General features: G+C 69.8%; 14 protein-coding genes. 7 read left to right on the forward strand and 7 right to left on the reverse strand.

Annotated features, from left to right (window positions below; genetic code table 11):
* Window positions 1-245 precede the first annotated feature (245 nt).
* Together AB0N06_RS20270 and AB0N06_RS20275 are read left to right on the forward strand one after the other, a co-directional pair.
* A complete protein-coding gene (locus AB0N06_RS20270; protein ID WP_366136057.1) occupies window positions 246-1,208 on the forward strand; it encodes an LCP family protein in 963 nt (320 codons plus the stop codon).
* Between the two features lie 113 nt (window positions 1,209-1,321).
* Window positions 1,322-2,833, forward strand: coding sequence for a glycoside hydrolase family 71 protein (locus AB0N06_RS20275; RefSeq protein ID WP_366136058.1), 1,512 nt, complete (start codon window positions 1,322-1,324; stop codon window positions 2,831-2,833).
* A 366-nt stretch (window positions 2,834-3,199) separates the two neighbouring features.
* Here AB0N06_RS20275 and AB0N06_RS20280 read toward each other — a convergent pair whose 3' ends face one another.
* From AB0N06_RS20280 to AB0N06_RS20300, 5 genes are all read right to left on the reverse strand, one after another.
* Entirely contained in the window at window positions 3,200-3,358 is a 159-nt protein-coding gene (locus tag AB0N06_RS20280) for a hypothetical protein (protein ID WP_366136059.1), read from the reverse strand.
* Window positions 3,359-3,424: 66 nt separating this feature from the next.
* A complete protein-coding gene (locus AB0N06_RS20285) occupies window positions 3,425-4,375 on the reverse strand; it encodes a cytochrome c oxidase assembly protein (protein WP_358856115.1) in 951 nt (316 codons plus the stop codon).
* A 111-nt stretch (window positions 4,376-4,486) separates the two neighbouring features.
* On the reverse strand, window positions 4,487-5,512 hold the full coding sequence (locus AB0N06_RS20290; RefSeq protein WP_366136060.1) for a 6-phosphofructokinase: 1,026 nt from the start codon (window positions 5,510-5,512) through the stop codon (window positions 4,487-4,489).
* A gap of 149 nt (window positions 5,513-5,661) precedes the next feature.
* A complete protein-coding gene (locus AB0N06_RS20295) occupies window positions 5,662-6,390 on the reverse strand; it encodes a glutamine amidotransferase (RefSeq protein WP_359111411.1) in 729 nt (242 codons plus the stop codon).
* A 34-nt stretch (window positions 6,391-6,424) separates the two neighbouring features.
* Window positions 6,425-7,663, reverse strand: coding sequence for a MurT ligase domain-containing protein (locus tag AB0N06_RS20300; RefSeq protein ID WP_366136062.1), 1,239 nt, complete (start codon window positions 7,661-7,663; stop codon window positions 6,425-6,427).
* 114 nt (window positions 7,664-7,777) lie between these two features.
* Between AB0N06_RS20300 and def the strand changes: the two genes are divergently transcribed.
* Window positions 7,778-8,323, forward strand: coding sequence for a peptide deformylase (gene def / locus AB0N06_RS20305; RefSeq protein WP_366136064.1), 546 nt, complete (start codon window positions 7,778-7,780; stop codon window positions 8,321-8,323).
* Between the two features lie 16 nt (window positions 8,324-8,339).
* Here def and AB0N06_RS20310 read toward each other — a convergent pair whose 3' ends face one another.
* Window positions 8,340-8,990 (reverse strand): TetR family transcriptional regulator, encoded by a 651-nt coding sequence (locus tag AB0N06_RS20310; protein ID WP_366136065.1) that lies wholly within the window; start codon window positions 8,988-8,990, stop codon window positions 8,340-8,342.
* 183 nt (window positions 8,991-9,173) lie between these two features.
* On the opposite strand from AB0N06_RS20310, the gene AB0N06_RS20315 reads away from it, so the two are divergent.
* Window positions 9,174-10,400 carry an acyl-CoA dehydrogenase family protein gene (locus AB0N06_RS20315; RefSeq protein ID WP_366136067.1) on the forward strand — a complete coding sequence of 409 codons (1,227 nt, stop codon included), beginning with the start codon at window positions 9,174-9,176 and terminating at the stop codon, window positions 10,398-10,400.
* A 207-nt stretch (window positions 10,401-10,607) separates the two neighbouring features.
* Here the strand turns inward: AB0N06_RS20315 and AB0N06_RS20320 are convergent, their stop codons facing one another.
* Window positions 10,608-11,096: a glutathione peroxidase gene (locus AB0N06_RS20320; protein WP_358856108.1), complete on the reverse strand. Its 489-nt coding sequence runs from the start codon at window positions 11,094-11,096 to the stop codon at window positions 10,608-10,610.
* 352 nt (window positions 11,097-11,448) lie between these two features.
* On the opposite strand from AB0N06_RS20320, the gene AB0N06_RS20325 reads away from it, so the two are divergent.
* The 3 genes from AB0N06_RS20325 (at window position 11,449) to AB0N06_RS20335 (ending at window position 14,429) form a co-directional block, all read left to right on the forward strand.
* The gene (locus tag AB0N06_RS20325; protein ID WP_366136111.1) at window positions 11,449-11,799 is read left to right on the forward strand and encodes a hypothetical protein; all 351 of its coding nucleotides are present in this window, start codon (window positions 11,449-11,451) and stop codon (window positions 11,797-11,799) included.
* Between the two features lie 106 nt (window positions 11,800-11,905).
* Entirely contained in the window at window positions 11,906-13,435 is a 1,530-nt protein-coding gene (locus tag AB0N06_RS20330; RefSeq protein WP_366136068.1) for an MFS transporter, read from the forward strand.
* Window positions 13,413-14,429 carry a glutathione S-transferase C-terminal domain-containing protein gene (locus AB0N06_RS20335; protein ID WP_366136069.1) on the forward strand — a complete coding sequence of 339 codons (1,017 nt, stop codon included), beginning with the start codon at window positions 13,413-13,415 and terminating at the stop codon, window positions 14,427-14,429. Before AB0N06_RS20330 ends, AB0N06_RS20335 begins: the two co-directional genes overlap by 23 nt.
* Window positions 14,430-14,456 lie beyond the last annotated feature (27 nt).

Raw genomic sequence — 14,456 nt, forward strand, 5'->3', positions numbered from 1 at the left:
CGGAAGGGTCCGCGCCGCGTCCATGTCGGGAGTGCGTGGTGGGGGACAGGAACACGGCCGAGGCCGAAGCGACGGGCCTGGACGAAGCGGCGGAACGGGAGGAAGGGGCGGGCGGAGTCGGTCCGGTGGCATCCGCCCCGGCGGTCGACGTTTGCGTTCCGTCAACCGATGTTTCACAAAAGGGGGTTGATGCCGCCGGAATATCGCGGACGCAGCCCCGGCGTGGCAGAAGCCGCACGCGTCGGGTGCTCCTCGGGGCGCTCGTACTGCTCGCTGTGGGACTGCTCATGGTGGGCGTGTGCGCCTGGTGGGCCGTCGACCACTACACCGGGAAGGTCGACCGAATCTCCGGTGTCTTCCCGACGAAGGTCCCCGCGGCGGCGCAGCCCGCGCCCTCCGAGGGCGGGCAGACCTTCCTCCTCGTCGGCGTCGACAGCCGCTCCGTCCTGCCGACCACGGGGCGTGACGCCAAGGCTCCCGAGTGGAAGTACGGTGCCCAGCGCAGTGACACGATGATGCTGGTCCACCTCCCGGCCGACCACTCCGGCGCGTACGTCGTCTCGCTGCCCCGTGACGCGTGGGTGGACATCCCCGGACACGGCAAGGCCAAGCTCAACGCCGCCTTCTCCTGGGGCGGACCGCCGCTGCTCATCGACACCGTGCAGCGGCTGACCAAGGTGCGCGTCGACCATCTCGCCGTCATCGACTGGGACGGTTTCAAGAAACTCACCGACTCCGTGGGCGGAGTGGACCTCGTCGTGGACGGCGCCGACCGCCACATGAACGGAACGCAGGCCCTGGTCTACGTGCGCGAGCGTTATCACCTCGCCCGTGGCGACTTCGACCGCACGCACCGTCAGCAGTACTTCCTGCGGACGCTGTTGGCGAAGGTCATGCGTCCTTCGACCTTCTCCAACCCCGTCAAGGCCACCGAGGTGCTGGACGACCTCACCGCTGCCGTGAGCGTCGACGATCGGCTCGGCGACGGCGACCTGCGTGCCCTGCTGTGGGACAACAAGGAGGTCCGACCCGGGGGCATCGTCTTCATGAACGCTCCCGCCAAGGGAACCGGCATGATCTCCGGTCAGTCCGTGGTCCTCCTGGATTCCGTCGCGGGCCCTCAGCTGTGGCGGGCCATGCGCGAGGACGCCCTCGACGGCTACCTGCAGTCGCACGACACCGACCGGCTCGGCGCCACGACTCCTTGACGGGACAGCGGTGGCCGCCGGAAATGTCCGCCTGGTGACGTTTCGCCGGACAAGGGGCCGCACGTGCACTAGAGTCCCCATCGGCGGCCCACCGGCGTCCGCGGAGGACACCCATGACGGATCATCCCGCTCGTCAAACGTACCAGCACCGAAGGCCGTCAGGCCGCCGGCGGCGCGCCGCACTCGGTGCCCTGTTCGGCCTGCTACTGATCGGACTGATCGCCGGCACCGGGCTGGCCCGTGACCGGGAAGACGCCGCGCCCCGCGCCGAGCGAACGGGCGTCGAGGCGCTTCCTTTCGACCTGCCGGCCGCCGATGTGCTCCGCGACGGCCCGCATCTGGTCTTCGCGCACTACTTTCCGCCGTATCCGCTCTCCCTCGACAACCAGCCCGCCGAGCACGACTACTACGCCCGCAACTACCTCACGCCGCAGGGCGAGCAGGGCAAGCACGCGGCCTACGGCGGACTGCTGCGTGACCGGCCGCTGCCCGTACAGCGGTCCGGCGGCGACTGGCAACTCGCCAATCTGGAGCGGGAGGTGCGGACTGCCCGGGACGCCGGCCTCGACGGATTCACTGTCGACATCCTTTCCCTGACCGGCATCAACCGGCAGCGCGTCGACATGCTGCTGCGCGCGGCGCAGCGCGTCGATCCGGGCTTCCGGATCGTGCTGATGCCGGACATGACCTCCCTGCACACCGACCCGCACACCCTCGCCGACCAGTTGGCCCGGCTTGCCGCGTCCCCGTCCGCATACCGGCTGGCCGACGGACGCCTCGTGGTATCCCCGTTCAAGGCCGAGGCCCAGGACCCCGCCTGGTGGGGTCAAGTCGTCGCGCGCCTGCGCGACCACGGCATCGGCACCGCGCTCGTCCCGGTCTTCCTGGACTTCCGCGCCAACGCCGAGAGGTTCGCGCCGATCAGTCACGCCTTCTCGTCCTGGGGCAACCGCAGCTACAGCCGCCAGGACAACATTCCCGGCGACATCCAGCTCGCCCACTCCCTGGGAAAGAAGTGGATGCAGGCCGTGTCCGTGCAGGACGCCCGACCGAACCAGGGCATCTACGACGAGGCGGGCAACACCGCCACTCTGCGATCGACCTGGAACCACGCCATCTCCGACGATGCTGACTGGGTGCAGCTCACCACCTGGAACGACTACTCGGAAGGCAGCCAGTTCGCCCCCTCACTGCACAACGGCCACACGTACCTGGACATCTCCTCGTACTACCTCACCCGCTTCAAGACCGGGGCCTGGCCGCAGATCGTCCGCGACACCGTGTACGTCACCTCGCGCGTCCAGTTCACGGATGCCGACAGTGCCTCGCTTCAGCCCCGACTGATGCGCCCGCGTCCGGGCACCGCGCCCCCGCGCGACCAGGTGGAGGTGCTCACTTTCCTGACCGCGCCCGCCACGGTCTCCGCGCGTGTGGGCACCGTGCCCCACACCTACCGTGCTCCCGTCGGCGTGTACGCCCGGGACCTGCCGCTGAGCCCCGGTCGCACCGAGGCCGTGGTCCGCCGCGCGGGGGATACCGCCGCCGCCGTCACGACCCGCTGTCCGGCGCGGCGTACGGTCACCGTGCAGGACCTTCAGTACTACGCGGTATCCAGTGGCCGATGAATCCTTGAAAGCTTCCGAAAGGACCCAGCGACGTCTCGGCGTAACAGCTATGAAGGGACCGGGGCGGACTGGCTCGACTGGACTGCCCACGCGACGCGCCGGGACCACCGACGGCCACGCGGAACCGGCGCCGTCGACCGTACGTGCCACGCTGGAACTGCCTCGCGGCGCCCGGGGCGCGTACCGGATCGGGCTCGCTCTGCCCGACACCCGCTTCGAGGAAGCGGCCCGTGTGGTGCGCTGCGCGAACGCGACGACGCCCTCGGTGAACGGGGCGAAGGCGCCGGCCGGGGTCCCGATCGGGCGCTGCCTCCCGGCCGGACGGGTCGCCCGCGCCCGCCCGTCGTACCGGACAAAGGGTCCCGCTCAGGTGTCGCGCGTGGCGACCATTCCCAGAGTGATCAGCCCGAGCACCACCCAGCCGAACCAGAGCCATCCGTTGCTCCCCAGCGCCACCGTGTAGCCGGTGACCGCCACCAGGGCTCCGACGGTGAGCAACCCCATCGTCTTCGTGGATCCGGACATGCGCGCACCCTCCTCGTCGGCCGCGCGGCCGTGGACCCCATGGTCACCCGGAAGGTGTCTCCACCGCTACTGTCCGCGCGCCTGCAACGAGGCGAGATAGGCGTTGTACGCCTTCAGCTCCTGGTCGCCGTCGCGGTCGGCGGCGCGGTCCGCACGCTTCGCGGTCCGCTGCTCGGATCCGTACCACTGGAAGACCAGCGCGATCAGCACCAGCACCGAAGGGATCTCACTGAACGCCCAGGCGATGCCGCCCGCCCAGTTCTGGTCGCTGAGGGCGTCGATGCCGAGCGAGGCCGGTGGATGCTTGTACGTCTCCACCATCGGAGAGGTCGCCATCATCAGCGCGATACCGAAGAACGCGTGGAACGGCATCCCTGCGAACAGCTCCAGCATCCGCATCACATAGCCGGGCCGGTGCGGTCCCGGGTCGACGCCCATGATCGGCCAGAAGAAGACCAGTCCGACGGCGAGGAAGTGCACCATCATCGCGAGGTGCCCGGTCTTCGAGCCCATGAGGAAGTCGAAGAGCGGGGTGAAGTACAACGCGTACAGGCTGGCGATGAACATCGGGATGGTGAAGACCGGATGCGTGATGACCTTCATGTACCGGCTGTGCAGCAGCATGAGCAGCAGCTCGCGCGGGCCGGTGCGGCCGCGGCCCGCGACCGGCAGTGAGCGCAGAGCCAGAGTCACGGGGGCACCCAGCAGCAGCAGGATCGGCGACAGCATGCTGATCACCATGTGCTGCACCATGTGCACGCTGAACATGACCATGCCGTAGTCGTTGAGCTTCGTGCACATCACCAGGGCGATGCTCAGCACGCCGACCGTGAAGAAGACGATCCGGTTGACCGGCCAGCCGTCCCCGCGTCTGCGCAGTCGCAGCACCGCGTAGCCGTACAGGCCGAGCGCGAGGACGCAGCCGATCAGGAATACGGGGTCCGCGGAGAACTGGAGCCCACGTCCCAGCGTGAACGGCGGCAGATCCATGGTCATGCCGTGCCCGCTGTGATCCATCTGTTCACTCCCGCTGGGGACGTCCCCGTTTCGTGCCGGTTGTCCCGACCAGAGTAGAACTGCCCCCGGCCGCAGCTGCGGCCGGGGGCAGTTCTCAGGTGCTGGTGTTGCTCAGAGCACGCACTCGGCCTCGGCGTACCGCTCGGCCGGGACCGTCTTCAGGCTCTCCACGGCCCGGGCCAGCGGCACCATGGTGATGTCCGTGCCGCGCAGCGCCGTCATCATGCCGAACTCGCCGCGGTGCGCCGCCTCGACCGCGTGCCAGCCGAAGCGGGTCGCCAGGACCCGGTCGTACGCGGTCGGGGTGCCGCCACGCTGGACATGGCCGAGTATCACCGGGCGGGCCTCCTTGCCCAGGCGCTGCTCCAGTTCGACGGAGAGCCGCGTGGCGATCCCGGTGAACCGCTCGTGGCCGTAGATGTCCTTGGCGCCCTGCTCGAACTCCATCGAGCCCACGCGCGGCTTGGCGCCCTCGGCGACGACGACGATCGCGAACTTCTTGCCCGCCGAGAAACGCTTGCCGACCAGCTCGGTCAGCTCGTCCATGTCGAAGGGGCGCTCCGGCACGACGATCGCGTGTGCACCGGCCGCCATGCCCGAGTGGAGTGCGATCCAGCCGGTGTGGCGGCCCATGACCTCGACGATCAGCACCCGCTGGTGCGACTCGGCGGTGGTCTTCAGCCGGTCGAGGGCGTCGGTGGCCACGCCGACCGCGGTGTCGAAGCCGAAGGTCACATCGGTCGACGCGATGTCGTTGTCGATGGTCTTCGGCACGCCGACGATCGGCAGCCCCGCCTCGGAGAGCAGATGGGCCGCCTTGAGCGTGCCCTCACCGCCGATCGGGATGATCGCGTCGAGACCGAGATCGGCGACATGCCCCTTAGCCTGCTCGACGCCGCCCCGCAGATGTGCGGGCTGGACCCGGGACGAGCCGAGGATCGTACCGCCACGGGCGAGAATGCCGCCGACCGCGTCGAGGTCGAGCTTGCGGTAGTCGCACTCAAGGAGGCCCTTCCACCCGTCGTGGAAGCCGATGACCTCGTCGCCGTGATCGACCACCGCGCGGTGCACGACGGAACGGATGACGGCATTGAGGCCGGGGCAGTCGCCGCCGGAGGTGAGCACACCAATACGCATTGCCCGGGAAACCTTTGCAACGTGGGCCGACGACCGGACCACGTCGTCCGGTTGGATCCCCGCCACCCTACCGGCGCAGGGCGGCGGGACCGAACCAGGCGTCCGCCTGCTGGACTCCGCTCAGTTGAGCGAATTACACGTCATACGGGTCACGCGGGCTGGGTCGCCGACGCGATGCGCTCGGCGCGCAGCGCCTCGTACCAGCGGTCGTCCGTCGGCGGCAGGGCGTTGACGTCGAGGGCCAGCTTCAGGAGCAGGTCCGCGATCATCGGGTTACGGGCCATCACGGGCCCGTGCATGTACGTACCGAAGACCGTGTCGTTGTACGCCCCCTCGGTGCCGTCACCCGTGCCGTTGCCCCGGCCGAACTGCACCCGGGCGAACGGCCGCGCCGTCGGGCCGAGATGGGTGACGCCCTGGTGGTTCTCGAAACCGGTCAGCTGCGGCAGGCCCAGCTGCGGATCGATGTCGGCCAGTACGTCGCCGACGCACCGGGCACCCTCGCCACGCGTGGAGACCACGTCGAGCAGGCCGAGACCGGGCTCGCGCTCACCGAGGTCGTTGATGAACTCGTGGCCGAGGATCTGGTAGCCGGCGCAGACCGAGAAGATGATCGCGCCGTTGGACGCGGCCCGGCTGAGACCGCCGTCACGGCGCAGCCGCTCCGCGGCGAGGCGCTGGGGCCGGTCCTCACCGCCGCCGATCAGATAGATGTCGCCGGACGTCGGGATCGGCTGGTCGCTGCGCACGTCGACGCGCTGCACGTCGAGACCGCGCTGCCGGGCCCGGCGCTCCACCACCAGCGCGTTGCCCTGGTCGCCGTAAGTGCTCAGCAGGTCGGGGTAGACCCAGACCAGACGCAGACCGTTGTTGCTCATGCTTCGTCCTCTCCGGAGGTGGCCGGGTCCGGGGTCAGTTGCCGACACGACGGCGCAGATCCTGGAAGGCGGTGTAGTTGGCGATGACCTCGATACGGCCGGGCGGGGCCTGCTGCACGGCCTCGTCGAGGTTCTCGCAGACCCGGAAGTCGAGACCGGCCACTTCGAGGCGGACCGCGAGGTCCAGCTTGCGGTCGCCGAGCACGAAGATCGGGTGGCCCGCGAGCTGGGTGTAGTCGACGTCCCACAGCCAGGAGGTGTCCGTGCCGTCCGCGCCCCGGGCGTTGACGGACAGGATCACCGGCGTGGGCGGCGGGTCGATCAGGGAGAACGTTTCGAGCCAGCCCGCCGGGTTCTTCGCCAGCAGGAGCCGGAGCTCTCGGCCGAGGAAGGAGACCACATCGTAGCGGCCGGCGACGGCCTGCACCTGATACATGCGCTCCAGGGCGACCTGCGGCGGCACACCGAAGACGGCCGCGACGGCGGCCGAGCTGGTCGCGTTCGCCTTGTTTGCGCGGCCGGGGAGCTGCAGGTGGATCGGCCACGCCGAGCCGTGCGGGTCCAGGACGTAGTCGCCGTGCAGCACCCAGCTCGGGGCGGGACGGCGGAAACCGCACTCGCCGCAGAACCAGTCGTCGCCGGGGCGCTGCATCACACCGCCGCACGACGGGCAGGACCAGGCGTCGTCCTTCCACGCCTGCCCGGCCGCGACCCACACCACATTGGGGGAGGAGGACGCCGCCCAGACGATCAGCGGGTCGTCGGCGTTGGCGACGATCACGGCCTTCGAGCCGGACAGCCCCTCACGCCACTTCTCGGCCAGCATCCGGGTCTCCGCGGCGCGGTCCAGCTGGTCGCGCGAGAGGTTGAGCAGCGCGATCACCTTGGGTGTGGTGTCCCGCGCGACGCCTGCGAGGTACTTCTCGTCGACCTCGATCACGCCGTACTTCGCGTCCGAGCCACCGGCCAGGGCCGAAGTGATACCCGCGGGCATGTTGGCGCCGAGCGCGTTCGACACGACCGGGCCGGCGGCCCGCAGTGCCTCCGCGATCAGCCGGGTCGTCGTGGTCTTGCCGTTCGTCGCCGACACGAGGATCACGTCCAGGTGCTGCGCCAGCCGCCCCAGCAGGGCGGGGTCGAGCTTGAGCGCCACCCGGCCGCCGATCACCGATCCGCTGCCGCGCCCCGCAGCGCGCGACACCGCCGCTGCGGCCTTGCCCGCCGTCACCGCCAGCTTGGCCCGCGGCGACAACGGCTCCGTGTTGCCTGCCATCGTCCTAGATCCTCCTTGCATCGGTCCGCGCCCAGCCTATCGATGTCCGGCGCGGCGACCGCACCACGGCACCACCAGGACGCTGCAGGTCCCGTGGAACGTACGATGACGGCCATGCGAAACCGCCCGATCCCCGGCAGTTCCGGACTCGTCCGCGCCATGACTCTGCTCGGTGACCCTGTGCTTCACGGCGCCTGCGAGGACGTCACCGACTTCGGTCCGTCGCTCGTCCGGCTCGTCGAGGACATGTTCGCCACGATGTACGCGGCGCAGGGGGTCGGTCTCGCCGCCAATCAGATCGGCATACCGCTGCGGGTGTTCGTCTACGACTGTCCTGACGACGACGACGTCCGTCATCTCGGCCATCTCGTCAATCCGAAGCTGGTCGAGGCGGACGGCATCACGGTCCGCGGACCGGAGGGATGCCTCTCGCTTCCCGGCCTGGAAGCCGGGACCCCACGCTTCGACCATGCGGTGGTGGAGGGCGTGACCGTCGACGGGGAGCCGGTGCGGGTCGACGGCACGGGCTGGTTCGCGCGCTGTCTCCAGCACGAGTGCGACCACCTCGAAGGCACCGTCTACACGGACCGGCTGACCGGGCTGCGCCGGGCGAGGGCACTGCGCGCGGCCCGCCGGGCGCCCTGGGGACGTAGCGACTGACCACGCTCTCCCGCCGTCAGAAGCCGGGCCCGCCCGGCAGGTCGCCCGCGGCGGCCAGCCTGCCCCACAGCAGATCGGCCAGGCTCTGCACCAACTGGGCGCGTGAGCAGGGGCGTTCGCCCAGCCACCAGTCGCCCGCCGCATGCATCATGCCGACGATGCCATGGCCCCAGATGCGGGCCATCTCCTCGCTGTCCGCGCCGAGGTCAACCCGCTCGGCGATGACCAGGGCGAGCTCTTCGCCGAGCCGGCGCAGCAGCGGGGCGGAGTGGCGGCCGACGTCGAAGCCCTGCTCGGGAGAGGGGGCGGGATCGTCGGACGGGTGCATCAGGAAGCGGTAGACCTGCGGACGGGCCTCGATTGCCGCGAGATAGGTGTCGAGCGTCGCCTCCACCCTCTGGCGGCGCTCGGCGGGGGCGTCGAGTGCCGCCCGCAGGGCGCTCAGCAGAGCGTCGGTGTGGCGCTTGGCGAGCGCGCGGTAGAGGCCGCCCTTGTCGCCGAAGTGCCGGTACAGGATGGGCTTGGTGATCCCGGCCTCCGCCGCGATGGCGTTCATCGAGGCCTTGGGCCCGTCCCTGAGCACCACGCGGTCGGCGGCCTCCAGCAGCTCCCGGCGGCGCTGCTCGGCCGCCGTCCGCTGTTTTTCGGCCTGTCCTGTGGTCTCCATGTCGCCTCTCCCCACCCTGGCCGTGCAACTGGCCATGCAAGTCCGTTACGCCTGCGCAACGTAACACCCTGACCATGGGTGGTGCTGATCGGAGTCCGACTGATTGACATCGACTACGTGCTGGAAACAGACTTCTGTTACCGCAAGTAACGGTGATTTTTACGGTAGTGCATGGAGGGGAAGATGGCCGAGTTCACGCTCGATCTCAACGACGACCAGAAGCAGGTCCGTGACTGGCTTCACGGCTTCGCCGCGGATGTGATCCGTCCGGCTGCTTCGGAGTGGGACGAGCGTGAGGAAATGCCCTGGCCCGTCATTCAGGAGGCGGCCAAGATCGGCATCTACTCCCTCGACTTCTACGCCCAGCAGTTCTTCGACCCGACGGGGCTCGGCATCCCGATGGCTATGGAGGAACTGTTCTGGGGCGACGCTGGCATCGCCCTGTCGATCGTGGGTACGGGCCTGGCGGCCGTCGGCGTCCTCGCCAACGGCACCGAGGAGCAGATCGGCACCTGGATCCCGCAGATGTACGGCGATGCGAACGATGTGAAGGTCGCAGCCTTCTGTTCCTCGGAGCCGGACGCCGGCTCCGACGTCGCCTCGATGCGGACCCGCGCGGTGTACGACCAGGCCAAGGACGAGTGGGTGCTGAACGGCACCAAGACCTGGGCGACCAACGGCGGCATCGCCCATGTCCACGTCGTCGTCGCCGTGGTCGACTCGGAGCTCGGCTCCAAGGGCCACGCTTCCTTCATCGTGCCGCCGGACACCCCCGGGCTCTCGCAGGGCCAGAAGTTCAAGAAGCACGGCATCCGGGCCTCGCACACGGCGGAGGTCGTTCTGGAGGACGTCCGTGTCCCGGGCCACTGCCTGCTCGGCGGCAAGGAGAAGCTGGACCAGCGCCTGGCGCGGGCCCGCGAGCGCGCCCAGTCCGGTGGCGAGCGCGTGAAGAACGCGGCGATGGCCACGTTCGAGGCGTCCCGCCCGGCGGTCGGCGCGATGGCGGTCGGCACCGCGCGCGCCGCGTACGAGGTGGCGCTGGACTACGCGAGGACCCGGACCCAGTTCGGCCGTCCGATCATCGACAACCAGGGCGTCGCGTTCCAGCTCGCGGACATGCGGACACAGATCGACGCGGCCAGGCTGCTCGTCTGGCGGGCGTCCTGGATGGCGACCACCGGGAAGCCGTTCGAGTCGGCCGAGGGCTCCATGTCCAAGCTGTACGCGAGCGAAACGGCGAAGAAGGTCACCGCGCAGGCGATCCAGATCCTCGGCGGCAACGGCTTCACCCGTGAATACCCGGTGGAGCGGATGCACCGGGACGCTGCCATCTACACGATCTTCGAGGGTACGAGCGAGATTCAGCGGCTGGTGATTGCGCGCACGCTGTCGGGCATGCCGATCCGCTAGGGCGTGTGCCAGACGCCGCCTGGCAGACGGGGCTTTCGAAACACGCCCTGGCGGTGCCGCGGGCTGGGGGCGCCGCGCTCGATCGCGGTGCCTCCTGCCCAGCCTCTGCCATCAGTCGCCGGACGGGCCGGACATTCGGCGGGCGGGGTGGCTGCTCCGCCGGGCGGGCCGACTGCGGTGTTCGGCCCGCCCGGCGATGCGCATCCGTCAGGCGGGCAGCAGGGCCTCGATGGCCGCCACGAGCTCCGGCGCCTCCGGTTCCGTGCGCGGGCGGATACGGGCCACGGGCTCGCCGGACGGGGAGATCAGGAACTTCTCGAAGTTCCACTGCACGTCACCCGCCTCGCCGTCCGCGTCCGCGAGCCGCGTCAGCTCCGCGTACAGCGGGTGCCGCCCGTCACCGTTGACGTCGACCTTCTGCAGGAGCGGGAAGCTGACTCCGTACGTCGTCGAGCAGAACGTCTGGATCTCCTCCGCGCTGCCCGGCTCCTGGCCCGCGAACTGGTTGCACGGAACACCGAGCACGGTGAAGCCCCGGTCCCCGTACTCCTTCTGCAGCCGCTCCAGGCCCGCGTACTGCGGGGTGAGCCCGCACTTGGACGCGACGTTCACCAGCAGGACCGCCTGGCCGCGGTAGGCGCCGAGGGTGGTCGGCTCGCCGGTGAGCGTGTGGAGCGGAATGTCGTACAGCGTCATGAGGGTCTCCTTTTGAGTCGCTTCCGACGCCATTCTTACGCCCGCAGGTTCGTCGGCACGAAGCCGACCGCCCGGCCGTCCGGATCCAGCAGCAGGCCCCGGCCGCCCGCCGGGTGTTCCACGGTCACCGCCCGGGAGCTGGGTGCTGTCGGCCGGAGTGCCGACGGAGAGCCGCCGTGTCACGCTGGGACGGGGGATCACGCCCGGTGCGGCCTGCCCGGCCGGACCGACGGCACAGCCACCCGAGGAGGCCGACATGGCCAGTGACACCATCGGACCCAAAGCGGGCCGCGCCAAGCCGAGCCCCACGCACGCGCCGACATCCGACACGACCGTCCTGGCAGCAGCCCTGATGATCTTCGGCGGAGCGATGGCGATCCTCGAGGGCATCGCGGCCATCGCCAAGAGCGACGTGTTCCTCGCGACACGTCACTACGTGTTCGAGTTCAGCCTGTCGGGCTGGGGCTGGGTCCACCTCGTTCTCGGCATCGTCATCGTCCTCGCCGGCTGCGCCGTGCTGAGCGGAGCCCTGTGGTCGCGCTACTTCGGTGTCTTCGTCGCCGGCCTGGGCGCGATCGCCAACTTTCTGTGGGTGCCGTACTACCCCCTGTGGGCCCTGACGCTGGTCGCCGTCAACATCTTCATCGTCTGGGCGCTGTGCACGGGCATGCACCGAGAGGCGGACGAGGGTCTGACGGCCTGACCCAGGCGTGCCCGGTCGGCCGGCACCTTCTCCGGGACGGCGACGATTACGGCAGTCGGCCCTGTCGGGCATGAGGAACCCGGACGCGCCGCCTAAGGTGCGAATCATGCTGGAGAGCGAAACGTCCAAGGGAGGTGCGGCGGGGGGCGGGGCGGCCCCGGCGCCCGACCCCCGCCGCTGGCAGGCACTCGGTGTGTGCCTGGTAGCGGGCTTCATGACGTTGTTGGACGTGTCCATCGTCAACGTCGCCCTGCCGTCCATCCGGAACGGCCTGCGGAGCCCGGAATCCGATCTGCAATGGATTCTCTCCGGCTACTCCCTCGCCTTCGGACTCCTTCTCATCCCCGCCGGACGGCTCGGCGACGCCCGGGGGCGCCGTGAGGTGTTCCTGGCGGGACTGGCCGTGTTCACGCTGGCGTCGGCAGCCTGCGGAGTCGCCCAGTCCAGTTTCTGGCTGGTGGGCGCCCGAGTGATTCAGGGCCTCGGTGGAGCCTTGATCTCGCCGCAGATCTCCGCGTTGATCCAGCAGATGTTCTCCGGCCGGGAGCGGGGCCGCGCCTTCGGCATGTTCAGCACGGTGGTCGGTATCTCGACCGCCGTCGGCCCTCTGGTGGGCGGGCTGCTGATCCAGGCGGCCGGACCGGCCGAGGGCTGGCGCTGGGTGTTCTACGTCAACCTGCCGCTCGGCATCGTCTGCTTCCTGCTCGCCCGGCGCCTCCTGCCGGACACCCCGTCGGCCGGCCGCGTACGGCCGCGCGACCTGGACCCCGTCGGCGTCCTCCTTCTCGGCGCGGGCGTGCTGGCCCTGCTGCTGCCCCTCGTCCAGGAACAGCAGTGGCCCGGCAACGAGAAGTGGCTGCTGCTGGCCGCGGCAGCGGTTCTGCTCGCCGCCTTCGTCGGCTGGGAGTCCCGGTGCGGCAGACGCGGCACCGCGCCGGTCCTCGACCTGTCGCTGTTCCGGCTGCACTCCTACTGGTTGGGCTGCCTGTTGAGCCTGCTGTACTTCGCCGGATTCACCTCGATCTTCTTCATCAGCACGCTCTATCTGCAGGCCGGCCTGCACTGCACCGCCCTCCAGGCCGGACTGGCCATCACACCGTTCGCTCTGGGGGCGGCAGCCGCTGCGGGACCAGGTGGCCGGATGGTCCACCGTTACGGCCGACCGCTGGTCGTTGTGGGGCTGTCCATGGTGGTCGTCGGACTCGGGGCCACCGTGCTCGCTGTGCACGTCGTCCCGGGCCGCGGCGTCGCCTGGGCGATGGCTGCCCCGTTGCTCCTGGCAGGTGTGGGCAGCGGCCTTGTCATCGCTCCGAACCTGACCCTGACTCTGTCCCAGGTGCCGGTGGTCGGCGGCGGGAGCGCCGGCGGCACGCTCCAGACCGGCCAGCGCGTCGGCTCCGCGATCGGGATCGCCGCCGTCGGCTCGGTCTTCTTCGCCCAGTTGGCCTCCGAGGGCTGGACCACCGCGTTCGACCTCGGGCTCGTCGTCTCCGTCGCCTTCGTCATGGGGGCACTCGTGGTGGCACTGGCCGATGTGGTGGCCTCCCGGCGGGGCAGAAGACATACGGACGACGTGTCCGACCCCGGCCGGTCCGACCGGAAGGGAGCACATCATGAGCAACCCGACCGGCAGTGAGCCGCACGGCAACGCGGAGTACGGACGCACGACCTTCAAACGGTCCAGGAGCCACTTCGCCGACAGGATCACGGCCGACGGGAGGGACGGCTGGCCGGTCGAGGCGGGCCGCTACCGGCTGGTCGTCAGCCGCGCCTGCCCCTGGGCGAGCCGCGCCCTCGTCTCCCGGCGGCTCCTGGGTCTGGAAGACGTCCTGTCGCTCGCTGTCGCCGACCCGATCCAGGACGACCGCAGTTGGCGCTTCACCCTGGACGAGGGTGGCCGGGACCCGGTGCTCGGCATCGCCTACCTGAGCGAGGCGTACGACGCGCGCGAGCGCGGCTATCCCGGTGGCGTCAGCGTGCCCGCGATCGTGGACGTACCCAGCGGGAAGCTCGTCACCAACGACTTCCAGCAGATCACCCTGGACTTCGCGACCGAGTGGACCGCGCTGCACCGGTCCGGGGCCCCCGATCTCTACCCCGAACGGCTGCGGGACGAGATCGACGAGGTCATGGACGGTATCTACCGCGATGTCAACAACGGCGTCTACCGGGCCGGATTCGCCTGTGGACAGGACGAGTACGAGGCCGCGTACCGCGCGCTGTTCCGCCGGCTCGACCTGGTATCCGAACGCCTCGCGGACCGGCGCTATCTGGTCGGGGACACTCTCACGGAGGCGGACATCCGGCTGTTCACCACGCTCGTCCGCTTCGACGCCGTCTACCACGGGCACTTCAAGTGCAACCGCTCGAAACTGACCGAGTACCCGGTGCTGTGGGCTTACGCGCGGGACCTGTTCCAGACCCCCGGCTTCGGCGACACTGTCGACTTCGACCACATCAAACAGCACTACTACCGGGTCCACACGGGGATCAACCCCACCGGCATCGTGCCTCTGGGACCCGATCTCTCGGGTTGGGGGACACCGCACCACCGCGAGCAGCTCGGCGGCCGCCCGTTCGGCGACGGCACCCCGCCGGAGCCAGACCCGTCCGGCCGCACTGGCCTGTGAAGGACACGTCACGGTCCCTGAAGATGG

The sequence above is a fragment of the Streptomyces sp. NPDC051020 genome (assembly GCF_040683105.1).
GTDB lineage: Bacteria > Actinomycetota > Actinomycetes > Streptomycetales > Streptomycetaceae > Streptomyces.

Excerpts from the sequence above, each read along its gene's own strand:
- AB0N06_RS20275 (WP_366136058.1), top strand. The coding sequence starts at position 1,322 with ATGACGGATCATCCCGCTCGTCAAACGTACCAGCACCGAAGGCCGTCA.
- AB0N06_RS20280 (WP_366136059.1), bottom strand. The coding sequence starts at position 3,358 with ATGTCCGGATCCACGAAGACGATGGGGTTGCTCACCGTCGGAGCCCTG.
- AB0N06_RS20285 (WP_358856115.1), bottom strand. The coding sequence starts at position 4,375 with ATGGATCACAGCGGGCACGGCATGACCATGGATCTGCCGCCGTTCACG.
- AB0N06_RS20290 (WP_366136060.1), bottom strand. The coding sequence starts at position 5,512 with ATGCGTATTGGTGTGCTCACCTCCGGCGGCGACTGCCCCGGCCTCAAT.
- AB0N06_RS20295 (WP_359111411.1), bottom strand. The coding sequence starts at position 6,390 with ATGAGCAACAACGGTCTGCGTCTGGTCTGGGTCTACCCCGACCTGCTG.
- AB0N06_RS20300 (WP_366136062.1), bottom strand. The coding sequence starts at position 7,663 with ATGGCAGGCAACACGGAGCCGTTGTCGCCGCGGGCCAAGCTGGCGGTG.
- def (WP_366136064.1), top strand. The coding sequence starts at position 7,778 with ATGCGAAACCGCCCGATCCCCGGCAGTTCCGGACTCGTCCGCGCCATG.
- AB0N06_RS20310 (WP_366136065.1), bottom strand. The coding sequence starts at position 8,990 with ATGGAGACCACAGGACAGGCCGAAAAACAGCGGACGGCGGCCGAGCAG.
- AB0N06_RS20315 (WP_366136067.1), top strand. The coding sequence starts at position 9,174 with ATGGCCGAGTTCACGCTCGATCTCAACGACGACCAGAAGCAGGTCCGT.
- AB0N06_RS20320 (WP_358856108.1), bottom strand. The coding sequence starts at position 11,096 with ATGACGCTGTACGACATTCCGCTCCACACGCTCACCGGCGAGCCGACC.
- AB0N06_RS20325 (WP_366136111.1), top strand. The coding sequence starts at position 11,449 with ATGATCTTCGGCGGAGCGATGGCGATCCTCGAGGGCATCGCGGCCATC.
- AB0N06_RS20330 (WP_366136068.1), top strand. The coding sequence starts at position 11,906 with ATGCTGGAGAGCGAAACGTCCAAGGGAGGTGCGGCGGGGGGCGGGGCG.
- AB0N06_RS20335 (WP_366136069.1), top strand. The coding sequence starts at position 13,413 with ATGAGCAACCCGACCGGCAGTGAGCCGCACGGCAACGCGGAGTACGGA.